Source organism: Streptomyces sp. NPDC050534, from assembly GCF_044457745.1.
In the GTDB taxonomy this organism is placed as follows: Bacteria; Actinomycetota; Actinomycetes; order Streptomycetales; family Streptomycetaceae; genus Streptomyces.
The window spans coordinates 611,504-630,817 of record NZ_JBITHF010000004.1 but is presented as its reverse complement, the minus strand read 5'-3'; the positions used below and the strand labels follow the sequence as shown (position 1 = coordinate 630,817).

The window sequence follows — 19,314 nt, the reverse complement described above, 5'->3', positions numbered from 1 at the left end:
TGCGAGAACCGCCCCCTGCGCGACGGCAGCGAGGAATACCTCGACTCCGAGAAGTACCAGCTCCGCCCCCGCGACTGGGAAGCCGCCGAACGCGAAGGCCGCACCCTCGCCCCCCTCATCACCAAGCTCAACGCCGTCCGGCGCGCGAGCCCCGCCCTCCGCCAGTTGCGCGACCTCCACTTCCACCAGGCGGACAAGGAAGCGGTGATCGCGTACTCCAAGCGGAGCGGCTCGAACACGGTTCTGGTGGTCGCCAACCTCGACCCCCACCACACCCAGGAGGCGACGGTCTCGTTGGACATGCCGCAACTCGGCCTGGAATGGCACGAGTCGGTGCCGGTGCGTGACGAACTCACCGGCGAGACCTACCACTGGGGCAGGGCCAATTACGTACGCCTCGAACCGGGCATTCGCCCCGCGCACGTATTCACCGTCCTGCGACCGTCCACCCCGCAGATCGGAGGGTCACCCACCTCATGATCGTCAATGAACCCGTCCCGGACACCTTCGAGGACACCCCTGCCAAGGACCGGGACCCGGACTGGTTCAAGCGCGCGGTCTTCTACGAGGTCCTCGTCCGCTCTTTCCAGGACAGCAACGGCGACGGCGTCGGCGACCTCAAGGGCATCACCGCCAAGCTCGACTACCTGCAATGGCTGGGTGTCGACTGCCTCTGGCTGCCGCCGTTCTTCAAGTCCCCGCTGAGAGACGGCGGTTACGACGTCTCCGACTACACGGCCGTGCTGCCCGAGTTCGGCGACCTCGCCGACTTCGTCGAGTTCGTCGACTCCGCCCACCAGCGCGGCATGCGCGTCATCATCGACTTCGTCATGAACCACACCAGCGACCAGCACCCGTGGTTCCAGGAGTCGAGAAAGGACCCCGACGGGCCCTACGGCGACTACTACGTGTGGGCCGACGACGACAAGCAGTTCGCGGACGCGCGGATCATCTTCGTCGACACCGAGGCCTCCAACTGGACCTTCGACCCGGTCCGCAAGCAGTACTACTGGCACCGCTTCTTCTCCCACCAGCCGGACCTCAACTACGAGAACCCGGCCGTGCAGGAGGAGATGATCTCCGCCCTCCGCTTCTGGCTGGACCTCGGCATCGACGGCTTCCGGCTGGACGCGGTGCCGTACCTCTACCAGGAGGAGGGCACCAACTGCGAGAACCTTCCGGCCACCCACGAGTTCCTCAAGCGGGTGCGGAAGGAGATCGACGCGAGCTACCCGGACACGGTGGTGCTCGCGGAGGCCAACCAGTGGCCGGAGGACGTCGTCGACTACTTCGGCGACTACCAGAGCGGTGGCGACGAGTGCCACATGGCCTTCCACTTCCCGGTCATGCCGCGCATCTTCATGGCCGTCCGCAGGGAATCCCGCTACCCGGTATCCGAGATCCTCGCCAAGACCCCGGCCATCCCCTCCAACTGCCAGTGGGGCATCTTCCTGCGCAACCACGACGAGCTCACGCTCGAAATGGTCACCGACGAAGAGCGCGACTACATGTGGGCCGAGTACGCCAAGGACCCCCGGATGCGCGCCAACATCGGCATCCGGCGCCGCCTGGCCCCCCTCCTGGACAACGACCGCAACCAGATCGAGCTGTTCACGGCTCTCCTGCTGTCGCTGCCGGGCTCGCCGATCCTGTACTACGGCGACGAGATCGGCATGGGCGACAACATCTGGCTCGGCGACCGCGACGCCGTGCGCACCCCCATGCAGTGGACCCCCGACCGCAACGCCGGGTTCTCCTCCTGCGACCCGGGCCGGCTGTTCCTGCCGACCATCATGGACCCGGTCCACGGCTACCAGGTCACCAACGTCGAGGCCTCCATGTCCTCGCCCTCGTCGCTGCTGCACTGGACCCGCCGGATGATCGAGATCCGTAAGCAGAACCCGGCCTTCGGCCTCGGCACGTACACCGAGCTCCCCTCCTCCAACCCGGCGGTGATCGCCTTCCTGCGGGAGTACGAGGACGACCTGGTGCTCTGCGTGAACAACTTCTCCCGCTTCGCCCAGCCCACCGAGCTGGACCTCCAGGCGTTCAACGGGCGGCACCCCGTCGAGCTTTTCGGCGGCGTGCGCTTTCCGGCCATAGGCGAGCTGCCGTACTTGCTGACCCTCGGCGGGCACGGCTTCTACTGGTTCCGGCTCCGGAAGGAGCCGACGTAGCGCCTCGGAGATCCCGGGATGGGGCGTTTCTCCTGCCCCACCCGGGGCACGCATCAGTAGCACCCCGCCCACCAGGGGAAAGGAATGTGACACTATGGCGGAGACTGTCACACTTTCCAGCACGACCAGCCCTGGCCTGCTCGAGTCCCTGGATCCACTGCTCAGGGAGTGGCTGCCACGGCAGCGCTGGTTCGCGGGCAAAGGACGTCCGGTCGCCGGATTCTCGCTGGTCGCGGCCACGGAACTGCTGCCGGTCGACAGCAGGCTGGGCCTGTACCACCTGCTGGTGCGCGCCCATCAGCCACTCACGGTCGGCGCCGAGGCCCACCCGGGTGACTGCTACCAGCTGCTGATAGGCGTGCGCGAGGCGCTGCCGCCCCGGCTGGCGCCCGCGCTGATCGGACACGTCGAGCAGGGCCCGCTCGCCGGACACACGGTGTACGAGGCCCTGTACGACACCCGGCCCGCCGAACTGCTCCTGGAGGCGCTGCGCTCCCAGGCCCGGATCGGCGGGCTCCGTTTCGACCGGGAACCCGGCCGGCAGATCCGCACCGGGCTGGTCCCCCGCGTGGTGACCGCCGAGCAGTCCAACTCGTCGGTGATCTACGGAGATACGTTCATCCTCAAGCTGCTGCGCCGGGTCCTGCCCGGGGTCAACCCCGACCTGGAACTGCCGCTGGCGCTCGCCCGGGAGGGCTGTTCCCGGGTGCCCGCGCCGACGGCGTGGCTGCGGGCCGAGCTGCCCGAGGAACAGGAGCCGTATGTGCTCGGCGTCCTCCAGCCCTTCCTGCAGGGTGCGTCGGACGGCTGGGAGCTGGCGCTGCGCGAGCTGGCCAAGGGCGAGGACTTCGCCGCCGAGGCGCGGGCGCTCGGCCGCGCCACCGCCGAGGTGCACACCGCGCTGGCCCGCGCGCTGCCGACGATGACCCTGGGCCACACGCAGATGCGGCTGCTGGCCGACGGCATGATCGAGCGCCTGGAGGCGGCCGCGCAGGCGGTGCCCTCGCTGCGGCCGTACGCGCCCGCGCTGCATTCCGAGTTCACGGCGCTGGCCGATCTGGCCGCGGAGGGCCAGACCTGGACCGCGCAGCGCATCCACGGCGATCTGCACCTCGGACAGTGCCTGCGCTCGCCGGCCGGCGAGTGGTGGCTGATCGACTTCGAGGGCGAGCCGTCCAAACCGCTGGCCGAGCGGCGGATGCCGCAGCCCGCGGTGCGGGACATCGCGGGGATGCTGCGCTCCTTCGACTACGCGTCCCACTCCGCGCCCGCGCCGGCTCCGGAGTGGGCGGACGTGTGCCGCGCCGCGTACTGCTCCGGGTATGCGGAGGTCAGCGGCCGCGACCCGCGCACCGACCCGGTGCTGCTGCGTGCCTTCGAGACGGACAAGGCGATATACGAGGTCCTCTACGAGGCCCGTCACCGTCCCGACTGGCTTTCCGTACCGATGGCGGCGATCGAGCGTTACGCCATGACAGACCTGACCTGAACCTTGCCGAGGAGGCGCCGCCCGTGACCCCCCGCCCCACGCCCAGCGGTTCTGATCCGAAGAAGGCCGCGAAGGCCGCGGAGAAGGCGACCGAACCCGATAAGCCGGTCAAGAAGGCGGCCGCGAAGAAGCTCGCCGAGCAGGCGGCCACGAAGAAGGCCACGGCCGGGAAGGTGACGACCAAGAAGGCGAGCGCGCAGAAGGCGAGCGCGACGAAGCCGGCCGCGGCGAAGAAGACGGCCGCGAAGAAGACGGCGGAGAAGGCCGCGCCGAAGAAGGCCGCGGCCAAGAAGGTGGCCGCGAAGAAGGCCGCAGCGACGACGGCCGCCGCCGGGACGGCCGTCGCGAAGAAGGCCGCAGCCAAGAAGAGCACCCCGGCGAAGAGCACCGCGGCAAAGGCACCGGCGAAGAAGGCAGTTGCGGCAAAGGCCGCCGCCGGGGCGACCACCACCGCGGCCGCGGCGAAGAAGAGCGCCGCGGCGAAGGCCGCCGCGGAGAAGGCCCCGGCCAGGACGCCGGCCAAGAAGGCGCCGGCCGGGAAGAGCACCGTCACCCCGGAGAGGGTCACCGTCTCGACTCCGGCCCCGCCGCCGGAGGCGCCCGCGCCCGTCTCCCCCCGCCTGGACGCCGGTGACCGTGCGCGGCTGCTGGCCGGGACCCACCACGATCCGCACACGGTGCTGGGCGCCCACAAGGTGCCCGGCGGCGTCGCCTTCCGGGCGTTCCGGCCGTACGCGCTGTCCGTGACCGTCGCCGCCGGGGAACTGCGGGCGGAGCTGCACGACGACGGGGACGGGTTCTTCTCCGGCCTGCTGGACCTGTCCGAGGCCCCGCCGGAATACCGCCTCCTCGTGACCTACGAGGGCTCGTACCGGGAGACCGAGGACGCCTACCGCTTCCTGCCGACGCTGGGCGAGCTCGATCTGCACCTGATCGGCGAGGGCCGGCACGAGGAGCTGTGGACGGTGCTCGGCGCGCACCCGATGACGCACCAGGGCGTGACCGGCACCCGGTTCTCGGTGTGGGCGCCGAACGCGCGCGGCGTGCATGTGGCCGGCACCTTCAACTTCTGGGACGGCACCGGGTATCCGATGCGCTCGCTCGGCTCGTCCGGTGTCTGGGAGCTGTTCGTGCCCGAGATCGGCGAGGGCGAGCTGTACAAGTTCGAGATCACCCGCCCCGACGGCTCCAAGACCCTGCGCGCCGACCCGCTGGCCCGCCGCACCGAGGCCCCGCCGAACACGTCGTCCGTCGTCACCGCCTCCCACCACGAGTGGCAGGACGCGCACTGGATCGAGCAGCGCGCCGGCCGGCCCGCCCACGAGGCGCCCTTCTCCGTCTACGAGGTCCATCTGCCGTCCTGGCGCCCGGGACTGACGTACCGTCAACTGGCCGAACAGCTACCGGCGTACGTGAAGGACCTCGGCTTCACCCATGTCGAGCTGATGCCGATCGCGGAACACCCCTTCGGCGGTTCCTGGGGCTACCAGGTCACCGGCTTCTACGCTCCCACGGCCCGGCTCGGCACCCCCGACGACTTCAAGTACCTGGTCGACGCGCTGCACCGGGCGGGCATCGGCGTCCTCATGGACTGGGTGCCGGCGCACTTCCCGCGCGACGACTGGGCGCTGGCCGAGTTCGACGGCCGCCCCCTGTACGAGCACGAGGACCCGCTGCGCTCCGCACACCCCGACTGGGGCACGCTGGAGTTCGACTACGGCCGCCGCGAGGTGCGCAACTTCCTGGTGGCGAACGCCATTTACTGGTGCCGGGAGTTCCACATCGACGGTCTGCGCGTCGACGCGGTCGCCTCCATGCTCTACCTCGACTACTCACGCGAGCCGGGCCAGTGGGTGCCGAACGAGCACGGCGGCCGGGAGAACCTGGACGCGGTGGCGTTCCTCCAGGAGATGAACGCGACCGTGTACCGGCAGGTGCCGGGTGTGGTCACGATCGCCGAGGAGTCCACGGCCTGGGACGGCGTGACCCGGGCCACCCATCACCGGGGCCCGGGCGGCTTCGGGGGGCTCGGTTTCGGCCTGAAGTGGAACATGGGCTGGATGCACGACTCGCTCGACTACATGAGCCACGAGCCGGTGCACCGCAAATACCACCACAACGAGATGACGTTCTCGATGGTGTACGCGTACAGCGAGAACTACGTGCTGCCCATCTCGCACGACGAGGTGGTCCACGGCAAGCGGTCCCTGGTGTCGAAGATGCCCGGCGACTGGTGGCAGCAGCGGGCCAATCTCCGTGCCTACCTGGCCTTCATGTGGGCCCACCCCGGCAAGCAACTGCTCTTCATGGGGCAGGAGTTCGCCCAGGGCGCGGAGTGGTCGGAGGCCCACGGCCCGGACTGGTGGCTGCTGGACCCGGCCTACGGCGCCGAGGCCGACCACCGCGGGGTGCGCGACATGGTGCGCGACCTCAACACCGTCTACCGGCACACCCCCGCGCTGTGGCAGCGGGACACCGACCCGGCCGGCTTCCAGTGGATCGTCGGCGACGCGGCCGAGGACAACGTCTTCGCGTTTCTCAGGCTCGACGCCGACGGCAGCCCGCTCCTGTCGGTCTCCAACCTCGCCCCCGTCGTCCGCCTCGCCTACCGCCTCGGCGTACCCGACGACGTCCAGGCCTGGCACGAGACCCTCAACACCGACCTCGCCCGGTACGGCGGCGGCGACGTCACGAACCCCGACATCGTCAAACCGGAACCCCAGGGCTGGCACGGCCGCCCGGCCAGCATCACCCTGACCCTGCCGCCGCTGGCGACGGTGTGGTTGCGGCCGGCCTGACCCTTTCGAAGGCCGACCGGGGTCCAGGGGGCCGAGCCCCCTGGACCCTCACGCCAGCGCCGCGGCCAGCGCCTTCGGCAGGGGCCGGCTGTGCACCACCCCGAGCCGCTGGGTGGCCCGGGTGAGCGCCACGTAGAGATCACTCGTGCCGTACAGGCCCGGCTCCACCACCAGCACCGAGTCGAACTCCAGCCCCTTCGACTGACGCGGGTCCAGGAGTACGACGGTGCGCGTCAGGTCGGGCTCCGCGCCCGCCGTCACCCCGTCCAGCCGCGCGGCCAGCCGCCGGTGCAGATGCCGGGGTGCGATCACCGCCAGCCGCCCCTCCGCGGGCGTCAGCTCCTCCACCGCCTTGGCCACCGCCCCGGCCAGGTCGTCCGTCGCACGCGCCCACGGCCGGACCCCGGTGGCGCGCACGGAGCTCGGCGGCTCGAAGTCCGGCTGCCCGGCCCGCACCACCGCCGCCGCGACCTCCATGATCTCGGCCGGGGTGCGGTAGTTGACGCCGAGCCGTGTGTGCTCCCAGCGGTCCTCGACGTACGGGGAGAGGATGTCCGACCACGAGCCGACGCCGGCCGCCTCCGCGGTCTGCGCCGGGTCCCCGACCAGGGTCATCGAGCGGGTCGGGCTGCGCCGCATCAGCAGCCGCCAGGCCATCGGCGACAGCTCCTGCGCCTCGTCGACGATGATGTGCCCGAACGCCCACGTCCGGTCGGCCGCCGCGCGCTCGGCGGCGCTGCGGTGGTCGTCCTCCTCCTGCCGCTCGGCGAACCGCTCGGCGTCGATGATGTCGTGCGCGGACAGGACCTCGGAGTCCTCCTCGTCCTTGTCCTCGAACTCGTAGGTGCGCGAGGCGAACGAGACGTCCAGCACGCCCTGCGCGTAGGCGATCTGTGTCTCGCGCTCCCGCTCCGCCAGCGCCCGCCGCACCCGGTCGTCCTCACCGAGCAGTTCGGCGGCCTCGTCCAGCAGCGGTACGTCCGACACCGTCCACTCCCGCGTCACCGGGCGGCGGACGGCGGCCGCGTCCTCGTCGGGGAGGTAGCCGACGGGGTCGGCGAGGAAATCCGCGACCAGGCGCTGCGGGGTCAGCCGCGGCCACAACTGGTCGATGGCCGCCCATACTTCGGGGTTCTCGGCGATCTCATCGCGGATCTGGGTGACGTCGGCCGGGTCGAGCAGGCTGCTGCCGTCGTACGGATCGGTGCCGACGCGCTCGGCGTAGAGCTCGGTGAGCGTGTTGAGGATGTGGCCCTCGAAGTGCTCACGGGCCGCGTTGTGCGGCAGGTTCGCGGCCCGGGTGCGCTCGCGGGCGACCTTCACCAGGCCGTCGTCGAGCATCAGGATCTCGCGGTCGTGCTCGATCGCGATCACCGGGTCGGGCAGCGCCTGCCAGTCGGCCACGACCTCGGCGAGCACGTCCGCCATGCCGGCGCGGCCCTTCACCGCGGCCGCCGCGCGGGTGTCGCTCGCGGTCGCCTTCACGCCGGGGAACAGCTCCCCGACGGTCGCGAGCAGCACGCCCGTCTCGCCGAGCGAGGGCAGCACCTCGCCGATGTAGCCGAGGAAGGCCGGGTTGGGCCCGACGATGAGGACGGCCCGCTTGGCGAGCAGCTCCCGGTGCTCGTACAGCAGATACGCGGCCCGGTGCAGCGCGACCGCCGTCTTGCCCGTGCCCGGGCCGCCCTCGACCACCAGCACCCCGCGGTGCGGCGCCCGGATGATCTCGTCCTGCTCGGCCTGGATGGTCTGCACGATGTCGTGCATACGGCCGGTGCGCGCGGCGTCGAGCGCGGCGAGCAGCACGGCGTCCCCGGTCGGGTCCTCGTGCCCGGTCCGCTCCCGGTCCCCGAGGTCGAGGATCTCGTCGTGCAGGCCGGTGACCGTACGGCCGTCGGTGGTGATGTGCCGGCGCCTGCGCAGGCCCATCGGCGTGTGGCCGGTGGCCAGGTAGAAGGGGCGGGCGACGTTCGCACGCCAGTCGATCAGGATCGGGGTGCGCTCGGCGTCGTCCGTGCGCAGTCCGATGCGGCCGATGTGGTGGGTCTGCCCCGAGGTGAGATCGATCCGGCCGAAGCAGAGGGAACCGTCCACCGCGTTCAGCGCCGCGAGCAGCCCCGAGCGCTCGGCGACGAGGATGTCCCGCTCCAGCCGGGCCTGCATGGGCGTGTTGCCCTGCCCGAGCGCGTCCGTGACGCCCGCCTCGGTGTCGCCGCGCAGGGCGTCAACGCGTGCGTACAGCCCGTCGATGAATTCCTGCTCGCCTTGCATTTCATCGTCTGGATAATCGGTGTTTGACAATTCCGCTCCCGCCCGGATATACTGCGTCCAGTGGACTTTTCCGCGACTCAATCCTCTTGAAGTCGCGAATCATTGAATATACGCAAAGAAATCCCCCGAGCGCAATTGCTCGGGGGATTTCTTTATGCCGGGAGGGGTCAGAGGACGTCCGCCAGCTCCTCCAGCAGCCGCCGCTTGGGCCGGGCGCCCACCATCGACCGCACGGGCTCACCGCCGCGGAAGACCATGAACGTCGGCATCGAAAGCACCTTGTAGGCGTTCGTGGTCTCCGGATTGCTGTCCACGTTCAACTGCACCACCTTGAGACGATCGGCCTCCTCGGTGGCGAGCGCGCGCAGGACCGGCGCCATCTGCCGGCACGGCGGGCACCAGTCCGCCGTGAACTCCACCAGTACCGGCAGATCCGAGCGGATCACCTCCGCCGTGAAATCCTCGTCCGTCACGTCGATCACAGTTCCTGCCCTCCCATTTCGCACAACGGTGGCTCGTCGGCCGAGGCCAGCCGGACGGCGATCGTCGCCCGCACGGCCGTGAGCTCGCCGATCAGCGCGTCGAGCTCGTCCAGCTTGCGGCGGTAGACCGCGAGCGACGCCGGGCAGGCGTCGCCCTTCGGGTGACCGGCCCGCAGGCACTCCACGAACGGCCGCGTCTCCTCCAGGTCGAACCCGAAGTCCTGGAGGGTCCTGATCTGCCGCAGCAGCTTCAGGTCGCTCTCGTCGTACGTGCGGTACCCGTTCGTGCCGCGCCGCGCGGGCAGCAGCCCGCGCGACTCGTAGTACCTGAGCGTCCGCGTCGTGGTCCCGGCCCGTGCGGCCAGCTCGCCGATTCGCATGTCCTCGACGGTAATCCTTGACGCCGACGTCAGGGCAACGGCTTCGTCAGGGCAACGGCTTCTTCGCCGTACGGCCTCTCGTCGGTACGGCTCGCTCGTCAGTACGGCGACCGGCCCGGGCGCGGGCCCAGCAGCCACTCCCCCGAGGGCGGGCCCCCGTACACCTCCGCGTCGTCCTCGTCGCCCTCCTCGGACCAGTCCTCGTCCTCCTCACCCGCCCGCACCCCGAGCAGCCGCCGGGTCAGCCGGTCGCGGTCGGAGAGGAGCTCGTCGAGGGCCTCGCGGACGTCCGCCGCCTCGGTGCGCGGCGACTCGCGCTCCGCCGCGATCAGCACGGCCCGGCGGACCAGCTCCTTGGTGAAGGAGGCCGTCGTGCCCTCGGTGCGGGCCACGACCTCCTCGGCGACGTCCTGGCCGAGGCCGAGTCCGGCACCGTAGAGGGCGAGCAGGGCGGCGCGGCCGTCCGCGTCCGGCAGCGGGATCTCCACGGCGAGGTCGACGCGGCCGGGGCGCTGGACGAGGGCCGGCTCCAGCAGGTCGGCACGGTTGGTGGTGAGCAGGAAGGCGACGTCGGTGTCGTCGCCGAGGCCGTCCATCTCGTTCAGCACCTGGAAGAGCAGGGGCTGTTCGCCGGCGCCGTAGTCGCGGGCCTCGGCGATCAGGTCGCAGTCCTCGAGCACGACGAGCGCCGGCTGGAGCATCCGGGCCAGGGCGCAGGCGGGGCCGATGGCGTCGATGCTCTCGCCGGAGAGGATCACCACCGTGAACTGCGGGAGGTGGGAGAGGAGATAGCGGATCGTGTGGGTCTTGCCGGTGCCGGGAGGACCGTAGAGGAGGAGTCCCCGGCGCAGGTGCTGGCCCGCGGCGCGCAGTTGCTCGCGGCGCCGTGCCACACCCACGACCTGCCGTTCCACGCGGTCCAGGAGCCCCGCGGGCAGCACGATGTCCTCGCGGGCCAGGCCGGGGCGGCGGTGGAAGCGGAACGGGCCGAGGCCTTGGCCGAACTGGGAGCCCTCGAAGGAGAGCACCTGGCCGCGGAAGATGCTGTGCTCGCGGACGAGGGAGTCGACCTCGGCGAGCAGGCGGTCGGCGAATTCCTTGTCGCCGGCGAGGACTTCGACCTCGACCTTGTTGCGTCCGTACTCGTCCTGCGGGCCGCGCAGCAGGATCGCGAAGCGTTCGCCGCCCGCGACGCCGAGGTAGAACCCGCAGGAGACGCAGGCCAGTTCCTCGTCGGGCGAGACGGGCAGATGGGCGTAGTCGACGGCACCGACCACGAAGCGGTCGTAGCGGTCGGCGGCCTCGATGATGTCGCCGAGGGTGAGCTCGCCATGGTGCTGGGCGCCGCGCATGCCGATCAACTCGAAGGAACGGCCGTCCGCGGCGAACCAGCGCTCCAGGGCGAGATGGACGTTGGGCAGGTCGTACGGCGCGTACGCGGCCTTGACCACCGGGCGGTCCGTCGGCGCCGAGCCGAGGTGCTCGCGCAGTCGCTTCGCGAGGTCTCGGCGGCCGTCCGTATCGGCATGTCCGGGCCGGGCGACCGCCACGAGGAACTCGTGGAAGAGCTCGTTGATCCGCTCCAGCGGCAGCGGCGAGGGCTCACGCTCCGCGCCGTACCTGCGCCGGTGCTCGTCCGAGCTGAGGAACTGCACCTCGTCGGGTTCCCCCATGTACGCCTCCCTGCGTTCGGCCGTCGGCCCCCCGAGCCCGTCCAGCCTGGGCCCCAACGGGTGCGGCGGTCAAAGCATTTGGGGCAAGAGCGGCAAAAGGAGTGAGCGCGCGGACGGAGCGGCGGGCCCGTCCCCGGACCCGCCGCTCCGTTCCCCCGAGGTTCCCCCGTCGCCCCCGTCGGCCCGGTACGCCGGCGCGCTCACCGCTCCCGTACGTCCGCGCCCGCGCGCCCGGTCCACGCCTCGGCCGCCTCCGGGCGCCCGGTGAGCAGGAGCAGCAGCGCGGCGATCGGACCGCGGATCTCCTCGCCCGTGCCGCGCGTCCACGCGATGTCGGTGGCGACGAGCCGGGCGTGCGGGAGGGGCCAGGGGCGGGGCGGTACGCGCATGGTCCAGACGCGGTCGGCGGCGTCGCGCGCGGCCTCCGCGGGCATCGCACGCGTCCGGCCGAGCGCGAGGGCGATGTCCTGGCCGTGCACGAGGACGTCCAGGAGGGACTCGCGGGGCGTGGTCAGCGGCGCGTACCGGCGGGAGCCGGCGATCGAGCGGAGATCGGCGACGATCTCGCCGGCCGGGCGCCGCGCCTCGCGGACCGCCGAGTCGTGGATCATCCGGTCGAAGTTCCCGCGGGACCGCACGAACTCACGCAGCACCCAGCGGTACGTGGAGCGCGCCCCGATGCTCAGATGCGCGGCGACGTCCCGCACCCGCCAGTCTCCGCACCGCGTCGGCGTCTCCCACTCCCCGGGGCTCAGCCCCGCCAGCAGGTCGGCCAGGCCCGTCCGCTCACGCTCGACGATCTGCCAGAGCTCGTCCGTGCCCAGCACCGCACCCATGCGGATCACCCACCCACTCAAGTGGTAAGCTTCTCTGACCAAATTAGTCAGAGACGCTGACGAGTGTCAAGCTTCACGGAGGGGGCGCCGACGATGCCGGCGGAGAGCGAGCTCAGCACGGGGCTGCTCCTGTTCATCCCGTACAGGGCCCTGGAGACCCGCATCTTCGAGGTGCTCGCCGAGGCCGGTTTCGACGACCTCTCACCCGCCCAGGCCCGGGTCCTGCAGCGCGTCGGCCCGGACGGCACCCGTCTGACGGAGCTGGCCGCGCAGGCCCAGATCACCAAGCAGACCGCGGGCTTCCTGGTCGACCAGCTGGAGAAGGCGGGCTACGTACGCCGGGAGCCGGACCCGACCGACAGGCGGGCCCGGCTCGTATGCCTGGCGGACCGCGCCCGGTCGGCCAAGGAGATCGCCGACGGCGAGGTCACCGAGGTGGAGAAGCAGTGGGAGCAGCACCTCGGCGAGCGCCGCATGAAGCAACTGCGCGAGGCGCTGACATCGCTGCGGGAGATCACGGATCCGTGGGCCTGAACAGCCCACCGGCGACCGGAGGATCCGGCTCACGGCCGTGCCGCAGCACCCGTCAGGCGGCTCCCGCCGGCACTCCCGCCGACTCCTCGACCTCCAGCAGGGACGCGCTCTCGCGCTCCTCCTCGAAGGCCCGGCGGCCACCACGGAGGCCGAACAGGCGTTTGGCGAGGGCGATGTAGAGGACGGCGAGGACGTTGAGGACCAGGGTGGCGATCTTCAACCAGCTGATGTGCTCGGTGAGTTCGTAGATCTCCAGCGGGAGGAAGGCGGCGGTGGCGACCACCGTGAGGTACTCCGCCCAGCGCTTGGCGTACCAGAGGCCGACCGCCTCCACGAGTTCGATCAGGGCGTAGGCGAGCAGCAGTCCGGCGACCAGCAGCAGGGTGTCGTGCTTGTAGCCGAAGGTCTTCTGGATCGTGCCGACGACCGGTGAGTGATCGAGGTCGTAGTGGAAGTGCCGGAAGACCGGCCGGAAGACGTCGAGGTACTCGTCGAAGAGCCGGCGCACCGAGTCCTGGCTGTTGCTGAACTTCCACACCGCCAGCGCGACCAGCACGATGAACACGCCGCGCACGGCCCGCTCGATCGCCAGGAAGCGCAGGATGAACAGGTCGCGCAGCACCTTGCCGCGCGGCACGAGGGGCGCGTGGTCCGCCGGCCCCGAGCCGTGGGGCTCGCCGAGCACGAAGTCGCCGCAGCGCAGACAGCGCCACACCTCGCCGAGCGCGGTCTCGGCGTGCAGGCGCACCCGCAGGCGCGGGTCGTCCGGCGCATAGGTGATGTGACCCTTGCGCGCACACGTACGCCGGTCCCAGTCGATCTTCATTCCCCCGTGCCTCCAACGAATGTGCTGCTTAAGTACCGGACCGGCGGCGCACGCTAGTGGACGACGGTAAGAGATCGGTGAGAGTACGGCACCGGCGGACCGGCCCGCGAACGACGAGGCCGAGCGGCAGGGTCCACGGGGGAGGAACCCTACCGCTCGGCTTTTCCCGGGCGGGCCACTGAATCGATGGGGACCGGCGGAAACCGACGGGGAGTGATCGGCCGTCCGGAGCCGGGATCAGGCCTTCGCGAGTTCCTTCTCGCCGCCCTGCTCGGGCACCTCGGCCTGCGGCTGCACGTCGTCGTCCAGGAGCGTCGTCTCGTCGAAGGGCAGGTCACCGGCGAGGACCTGCCGTACGCGGTCGGTGTCGATCTCCTTGGTCCAGGTGCCGATCAGGACGGTGGCGACGGCGTTGCCCGCGAAGTTGGTCAGGGCGCGCGCCTCGCTCATGAAGCGGTCGATGCCGACGATCAGGCCGACGCCGTCCACCAGCGCGGGCTTGTGCGACTGGAGTCCACCGGCCAGCGTCGCGAGACCGGCGCCGCTGACGCCCGCCGCGCCCTTGGAGGCCAGCAGCAGGAAGAGCAGCAGCGGGATCTGCTCACCGAGGGACATCGGCGTGCCCAGGGCGTCCGCGATGTAGAGCGACGCCATGGTCATGTAGATCATCGTGCCGTCGAGGTTGAAGGAGTAGCCGGTCGGGACGGTGATGCCGACCACCGGCTTGCTGACGCCCAGGTGCTCCATCTTCGCGATCAGCCGCGGCAGCGCGGACTCGGAGGAGGAGGTGGACAGGATCAGCAGGAACTCCCGGGCCAGGTACTTGAACAGGGTGAAGATGTTCAGGCCCGCGATGACCCGCAGCAGCGTGCCGAGCACGATGAAGACGAACAGGAAACAGGTGACGTAGAAGCCGAGCATCAGGATGGCGAGGCTCTTCAGCGCGTCGAGACCGGCGGAGCCGACCACCGCCGCGATGGCACCGAAGGCACCGATCGGGGCCGCCCACATGACCATGGCGAGGATGCGGAAGACGAGCCGCTGGATGTGCTCGATGCCGCGCAGGACGGGCTGGCCCATGGACCCCATGGACTGCAGCGCGAACCCGGTGAGCAGCGCGACCAGCAGGGTCTGCAGCACCTGCTCCTGGGTGAAGGCCGACACGAAGGTCACCGGGATGATGGACAGCACGAACTCGACCGGCGGCAGCGCCTCGCCGTCCACCTGGTCGTGCCCGGTGGCCTTGAGCGCGTTGGTGATGTGCAGCCCGTCGCCCGGGTGCAGGATGTTGCCGACGACGAGGCCGATGGTCAGTGCGACCAGCGACATCACCACGAAGTAGCCGAGGGCGATACCGCCGACGGCGCCGACCTTGGCGGCTTTCCGTACGGAACCGATGCCGAGCACGATCGTGCAGAAGATGATCGGCGAGATCATCATCTTGATCAGGTTCACGAAACCGGTACCGAGCGGCTTGAGCTGGACGCCCGCGTCCGGCCAGATCAGGCCCACCGCGATACCGAGCGCCACCGCGACGATGACGGCGATGTACAGATAGTGGGTACGGTCCCGCTTCCCAGCGGGTGCGGCATGTGCCGTGTCGGGGATTCTGGCGGCCACGGATGCCCTCCTTGACGTCTTCGTCGGCATCACCGGCGTGCGGCTCACGTCCGGGGGATGGGGATGGGGGTGCGGATCTTCGCGGGAGGCGGTGGCCGGAACCGTATGGCCGCTTCCACCGCTTCACCGATGCGGTGACTATCTCCCGCCGTGTGAGGGCGGTCACCCTTCCGTTCATTTAGTTCACGATTGACGTGCGGGGCACACTGACGACATGCGCATCCCCGTGCCGAGACCCCGGAGCCTGGCCGGCCAGCTGTTCGCGATGCAGGCCGTGCTGATAGCCGTGCTCGTGGCCGGATATGCACTGTTCAGCTACTTCAGCGACCGGGGGCAGGCCGAGGACGCGGCGGCCCGCCAGGCGATGGCGGTGTCCCGCTCGATCGCGGACGCCCCGTCCGTGGTGGCCGCGATCCGCACCCCGGATCCCACCGCCGAGCTCCAGCCGTACGCGCTGAAGGTGATGCGGGACGCGGACGTCGACTTCGTCACGATCATGAACACGAAGGGCATCCGCTGGACCCACCCGACCGAGAACCAGATCGGCAAGCACTTCCGCGGGAACATCGCGCCCGCGCTGCGCGGTACGGCCTTCACCGAGACCTACACCGGCACGCTCGGCGCGTCGGTGCGTGCCGTGGTGCCCGTCTACGACGAGCACCGGCACATCGTGGGGCTGGTCAGCGCGGGCATCAAGGTCAAGGCGATCAGCAGGCAGGTGCAGGGGCAGGTGTCGGCGCTGGTCGGCGTGGCGGGCTGCGCGCTCGCGCTGGGCGCGATCGGCACGTACGTCGTCAACGCCCGGCTGCGCCGCCACACCCACGGCATGAACGCGGGCGAGCTCAGCCGTATGCACGACTACCACCAGGCCGCGCTGCACGCCGTACGCGAGGGGCTGCTGATGCTCGACGGCCAGTACCGTGTGGCGCTGATCAACGACGGCGCGCGGGAGCTGCTCGGGGTGCCGTCGGAGGAGGACGTGGTGGGAAGGTCGGTCGCGGGACTTGGTCTGCCGGCGCCGCTGACGGGTGCGCTGCTGGCCTCGGAGCCGCGCGTGGACGAGGTGCACATGTCGGCCGAGCGGGTGCTGGTGGTGAACACCTCGCCGGTGTCGGGCGGGGAGCGCCGGGGCTCGGTGGTGACGCTGCGGGACGTGACCGAACTGCAGTCCCTGATGGGCGAGTTGGACTCGGAGCGGGGCTTCACGCAGGCGCTTCGCTCGCAGGCGCACGAGGCGGCGAACCGGCTCCACACGGTGGTCTCCCTGATCGAACTGGGCCGGGCGGAGGAGGCGGTGGACTTCGCTACGGCCGAACTGGAGCTGGCGCAGGCGCTGACCGACCAGGTGGTCGCGGCGGTGAGCGAACCGGTGCTGGCGGCGCTGCTGCTCGGCAAGACGGCCCAGGCCAACGAGCGGGGCGTGGAGCTGGTGGTGTCGCAGGACAGCCGCCTCGACGACGGCCTGCTCCCAGCGAGCCTGCCGGCCCGCGACCTGGTGACGATCCTCGGCAACCTGATCGACAACGCGGTGGACGCGGCGCAGGGCAGCATCGGCGCGCGCGTGACGGTGACGGCGTACGCGGAGGCCGGCGAGCTGGTGATCCGGGTCGCGGACACCGGCGCGGGGGTGGACCCCGCCCACGCCGAGCTGGTGTTCCAGCGGGGGTTCTCGACGAAGCCGGCCGGCCCCGGCGGCCGCGGCCTCGGCCTGGCCCTGGTCCGCCAGGCGGTCACCCGCCACGAGGGCACCCTGACGGTGACGGAGGCCCAGGAGGGCGGCGCGGTGTTCGAGGCCCGCCTCCCCCTGCCCGCCGCCACCGCCCCCACCCCGGCCCCGGCGAGCACCGCCCCCACCCCCGCGAGAGGCGACGCATGACCACCGAGCAGCCCACCCGCGTCCCCGGCCCGGAGGCCGGCCCGCGGACCACCGGTGCGCACGCCGCGTTCGGGGCCCGGCAGCCCCTGCCCACCACGCCGGACACTCCCGCCCCGGCGACCACCACCCCCACCCCCGCGAGAGGCGACGCATGACCACCGAGCAGCCCATTCGCGTCCTCGTCGTGGAGGACGACCCCGTGGCCGCCGACGCGCATGTGATGTACGTCGGGCGGGTGCCGGGGTTCGTGGCGGTGGGCAAGGCGCACACCGGTGCGGAGGCGCGGCGGCTGATGGAGCGCACGCCGGTGGATCTGCTGTTGCTGGATCTGCATCTGCCGGACGTGCACGGGCTGCAGTTCGCGCGGTCGCTGCGGGCGGCCGGGCATCAGGTGGACGTGATAGCGGTGACCTCGGCGCGCGACCTGGCCGTGGTGCGGGAAGGCGTGTCGCTGGGCGTCGTGCAGTACGTGCTGAAGCCGTTCACCTTCGCGACCCTGCGCGACCGTCTGGTGCGGTACGCGGAGTTCCACGGCGCGGTCGGCGAGGCGAGCGGCCAGGACGAGGTCGACCGGGCCCTGGCCACCCTGCGCGCCCCGTCCCCCGCGGCGCTGCCCAAGGGCCTCAGCGCGCCGACCCTGGAGCGGGTGTCGGTGGCGCTGCGGGACTGCGCGGAGGGGCTGACCGCCACCGGCCTGGCGGAGTCGGTGGGCATCTCCCGGATCACGGCGCGGCGGTATCTGGAGCATCTGGTGGACGCGGGCCGGGCGGCCCGCAACCCGCAGTACGGGACCGTGGGGCGGCCCGAGTTGCAGTACCGGTGGGTGAAGGAGGAGCGAGGAGAGTCGGATCGGGCGCGATAGATCGCCGCACACTCATTGACCTGACTAGACCACTCCTCCTACGTTCACCGCACATCCATCGGCCGACAGTGTCGTAGGCCAGTAGGAGGTCGTGCTCGTGCGCCCCACCGCCGCTCGCCCCCGCTCAACCGCCCCTCTCACAGCGCTGGTTGCCCTCACCCTGTCCGCAAGTGCCCTCACGGCGTGCGGCAGTGGCTCCGGCAGCGACCCGGACACCGTGCGGGTCTCCTTCAAGCAGTCCACGGACAACTCGATCCGCGTGATGGACGGCTATCTCGCGGACATGAAGAAGCAGTTCGAGAAGAAGTACCCGGGCAAGAAGGTCGAACTCGTCCCGATCAAGGCCCCGGACTCGGAGTACTACACCAAGCTCCAGCAGATGCTCCGCTCCCCCAAGACCGCCCCGGACCTGGTCTACGAGGACACCTTCCTCATCAACTCGGACATCACCAGCGGGTACTTGAAGCCGCTCGACCCGTATCTCGCCAAGTGGCCGGACTGGAACCAGTTCATCGACACGGCGAAGACCGCCGCCAAGGCCGAGGACGGCAAGACGTACGGCGTCCCGGACGGCACCGACACCCGCGGCCTCTGGTTCGACAAGGGCATCTTCAAGAAGGCCGGCCTGCCCGCCGACTGGCAGCCGAAGAACTGGGACGAGGTCCTCGCCGCCGCCCGCACGATCAAGAAGAAGGTCCCGGGCGTCACCCCCCTCAACGTCTACACCGGCAAGCCCGCCGGCGAGGCCGCCACCATGCAGGGCTTCGAGATGCTCCTGTACGGCACCGGCGACGGCACCACGGACCCGCTCTACGACAAGTCCAGCAAGAAGTGGATCGCCGGGGGCCAGGGCTTCAAGGACTCCCTCGACTTCGTCCACACCGTCTACCAGGAGAAGCTCGGCACCGACGTCGCCACCGCCCTCGACCCCAACATCCAGACCATCGTGGCCGGCGAGATGCTCCCCAAGCACAAACTGGGCATCGCCCTCGACGGCTCGTGGCTGCCACAGGCATGGCTGAAGGGCAGCGGCCACGAATGGCCGCAGTGGTCCAGCGAGTTGGGCCTCGCCCACATGCCCACGCAGCACGGCCAGGCTCCCGGCAAGGTGAGCATGTCCGGCGGCTGGACCTGGGCGATCCCCGCCAAGGCCGGCAACCCCGACCTGGCCTTCGACTTCATCAGGACGATGCAGACGAAGGCGAACGCCGAGAAGTGGTACATCACCAACTCCGGCATCTCGGTCCGCAAGGACGTGGCCGCCGACCCCGCGTACGCCAAGGCGCAGCCCGGCATCAAGTTCTTCACCGACCTGGTCGCCAGCACCCACTACCGGCCCGCCTACCCGGCGTACCCGAAGGTCTCCACGGCGATCCAGGAGGCGATGGAGGGCGTGACGACGGGCGACACGTCCGTCGACAAGGCGGCGAGCGGCTACGACGACGCGCTCAAGGACGCCACGGACAACCAGGTCGTCAAGAAGTGATCGG

General features: G+C 70.6%; 15 protein-coding genes and 1 pseudogene. 9 read left to right on the top strand and 7 right to left on the bottom strand.

What is annotated here, in order from left to right:
- From ACIBN2_RS17230 to glgB, 4 genes and pseudogenes are all read left to right on the top strand, one after another.
- Positions 1 to 480 (top strand): annotated as a pseudogene (locus tag ACIBN2_RS17230) (alpha-1,4-glucan--maltose-1-phosphate maltosyltransferase); the annotation flags it as partial.
- Positions 477 to 2,177 carry a maltose alpha-D-glucosyltransferase gene (gene treS / locus ACIBN2_RS17225; protein ID WP_399135237.1) on the top strand — a complete coding sequence of 567 codons (1,701 nt, stop codon included), beginning with the start codon at positions 477 to 479 and terminating at the stop codon, positions 2,175 to 2,177. The pseudogene ACIBN2_RS17230 and the gene treS, both read left to right, overlap by 4 nt.
- A gap of 94 nt (positions 2,178 to 2,271) precedes the next feature.
- Positions 2,272 to 3,666 (top strand): phosphotransferase, encoded by a 1,395-nt coding sequence (locus tag ACIBN2_RS17220; protein ID WP_399135236.1) that lies wholly within the window; start codon positions 2,272 to 2,274, stop codon positions 3,664 to 3,666.
- Positions 3,667 to 3,689: 23 nt separating this feature from the next.
- Positions 3,690 to 6,464 (top strand): 1,4-alpha-glucan branching enzyme, encoded by a 2,775-nt coding sequence (glgB, locus tag ACIBN2_RS17215; protein WP_399135235.1) that lies wholly within the window; start codon positions 3,690 to 3,692, stop codon positions 6,462 to 6,464.
- A 48-nt stretch (positions 6,465 to 6,512) separates the two neighbouring features.
- Here the strand turns inward: glgB and ACIBN2_RS17210 are convergent, their stop codons facing one another.
- From ACIBN2_RS17210 to ACIBN2_RS17190, 5 genes are all read right to left on the bottom strand, one after another.
- Positions 6,513 to 8,735, bottom strand: coding sequence for a HelD family protein (locus tag ACIBN2_RS17210; RefSeq protein ID WP_399135234.1), 2,223 nt, complete (start codon positions 8,733 to 8,735; stop codon positions 6,513 to 6,515).
- A 167-nt stretch (positions 8,736 to 8,902) separates the two neighbouring features.
- Positions 8,903 to 9,217, bottom strand: a complete 315-nt coding sequence (gene trxA / locus ACIBN2_RS17205) for a thioredoxin (RefSeq protein ID WP_399135233.1) — start codon at positions 9,215 to 9,217, stop codon at positions 8,903 to 8,905.
- Positions 9,214 to 9,597, bottom strand: coding sequence for a MerR family transcriptional regulator (locus ACIBN2_RS17200; RefSeq protein WP_399135231.1), 384 nt, complete (start codon positions 9,595 to 9,597; stop codon positions 9,214 to 9,216). Before ACIBN2_RS17200 ends, trxA begins: the two co-directional genes overlap by 4 nt.
- 98 nt (positions 9,598 to 9,695) lie before the next feature.
- Complete coding sequence (locus ACIBN2_RS17195) at positions 9,696 to 11,270, bottom strand: AAA family ATPase (RefSeq protein ID WP_399135230.1); 1,575 nt, start codon at positions 11,268 to 11,270, stop codon at positions 9,696 to 9,698.
- A gap of 200 nt (positions 11,271 to 11,470) precedes the next feature.
- A complete protein-coding gene (locus tag ACIBN2_RS17190; RefSeq protein WP_399135277.1) occupies positions 11,471 to 12,106 on the bottom strand; it encodes a maleylpyruvate isomerase family mycothiol-dependent enzyme in 636 nt (211 codons plus the stop codon).
- 93 nt (positions 12,107 to 12,199) lie between these two features.
- Here ACIBN2_RS17190 and ACIBN2_RS17185 point away from each other — a divergent pair, with 93 nt between their 5' ends.
- Positions 12,200 to 12,640, top strand: coding sequence for a MarR family winged helix-turn-helix transcriptional regulator (locus ACIBN2_RS17185; RefSeq protein WP_399135229.1), 441 nt, complete (start codon positions 12,200 to 12,202; stop codon positions 12,638 to 12,640).
- A 52-nt stretch (positions 12,641 to 12,692) separates the two neighbouring features.
- Here ACIBN2_RS17185 and ACIBN2_RS17180 read toward each other — a convergent pair whose 3' ends face one another.
- Positions 12,693 to 13,466, bottom strand: coding sequence for a DUF2127 domain-containing protein (locus ACIBN2_RS17180; protein WP_399135228.1), 774 nt, complete (start codon positions 13,464 to 13,466; stop codon positions 12,693 to 12,695).
- Between the two features lie 237 nt (positions 13,467 to 13,703).
- Entirely contained in the window at positions 13,704 to 15,086 is a 1,383-nt protein-coding gene (locus tag ACIBN2_RS17175) for a cation:dicarboxylate symporter family transporter (RefSeq protein WP_399135227.1), read from the bottom strand.
- Positions 15,087 to 15,300: 214 nt separating this feature from the next.
- On the opposite strand from ACIBN2_RS17175, the gene ACIBN2_RS17170 reads away from it, so the two are divergent.
- From ACIBN2_RS17170 to ACIBN2_RS17155, 4 genes are all read left to right on the top strand, one after another.
- Positions 15,301 to 16,962, top strand: coding sequence for an ATP-binding protein (locus tag ACIBN2_RS17170; RefSeq protein ID WP_399135226.1), 1,662 nt, complete (start codon positions 15,301 to 15,303; stop codon positions 16,960 to 16,962).
- Entirely contained in the window at positions 16,959 to 17,117 is a 159-nt protein-coding gene (locus tag ACIBN2_RS17165; protein WP_399135225.1) for a hypothetical protein, read from the top strand. Before ACIBN2_RS17170 ends, ACIBN2_RS17165 begins: the two co-directional genes overlap by 4 nt.
- Positions 17,114 to 17,824 (top strand): response regulator, encoded by a 711-nt coding sequence (locus ACIBN2_RS17160; RefSeq protein ID WP_399135224.1) that lies wholly within the window; start codon positions 17,114 to 17,116, stop codon positions 17,822 to 17,824. The genes ACIBN2_RS17165 and ACIBN2_RS17160 overlap by 4 nt, the downstream gene beginning before the upstream one ends.
- 91 nt (positions 17,825 to 17,915) lie before the next feature.
- A complete protein-coding gene (locus ACIBN2_RS17155; protein ID WP_399135222.1) occupies positions 17,916 to 19,310 on the top strand; it encodes an extracellular solute-binding protein in 1,395 nt (464 codons plus the stop codon).
- The last annotated feature ends 4 nt before the right edge of the window (positions 19,311 to 19,314 follow it).

Coding starts and splice junctions, on each gene's coding strand:
- ACIBN2_RS17200 (WP_399135231.1), bottom strand. CDS start 9,597: ATGCGAATCGGCGAGCTGGCCGCACGGGCCGGGACCACGACGCGGACG.
- ACIBN2_RS17195 (WP_399135230.1), bottom strand. CDS start 11,270: ATGGGGGAACCCGACGAGGTGCAGTTCCTCAGCTCGGACGAGCACCGG.
- ACIBN2_RS17160 (WP_399135224.1), top strand. CDS start 17,114: ATGACCACCGAGCAGCCCATTCGCGTCCTCGTCGTGGAGGACGACCCC.
- ACIBN2_RS17210 (WP_399135234.1), bottom strand. CDS start 8,735: ATGCAAGGCGAGCAGGAATTCATCGACGGGCTGTACGCACGCGTTGAC.
- ACIBN2_RS17165 (WP_399135225.1), top strand. CDS start 16,959: ATGACCACCGAGCAGCCCACCCGCGTCCCCGGCCCGGAGGCCGGCCCG.
- ACIBN2_RS17190 (WP_399135277.1), bottom strand. CDS start 12,106: ATGGGTGCGGTGCTGGGCACGGACGAGCTCTGGCAGATCGTCGAGCGT.
- ACIBN2_RS17185 (WP_399135229.1), top strand. CDS start 12,200: ATGCCGGCGGAGAGCGAGCTCAGCACGGGGCTGCTCCTGTTCATCCCG.
- ACIBN2_RS17170 (WP_399135226.1), top strand. CDS start 15,301: ATGCGCATCCCCGTGCCGAGACCCCGGAGCCTGGCCGGCCAGCTGTTC.
- ACIBN2_RS17220 (WP_399135236.1), top strand. CDS start 2,272: ATGGCGGAGACTGTCACACTTTCCAGCACGACCAGCCCTGGCCTGCTC.
- ACIBN2_RS17180 (WP_399135228.1), bottom strand. CDS start 13,466: ATGAAGATCGACTGGGACCGGCGTACGTGTGCGCGCAAGGGTCACATC.
- treS (WP_399135237.1), top strand. CDS start 477: ATGATCGTCAATGAACCCGTCCCGGACACCTTCGAGGACACCCCTGCC.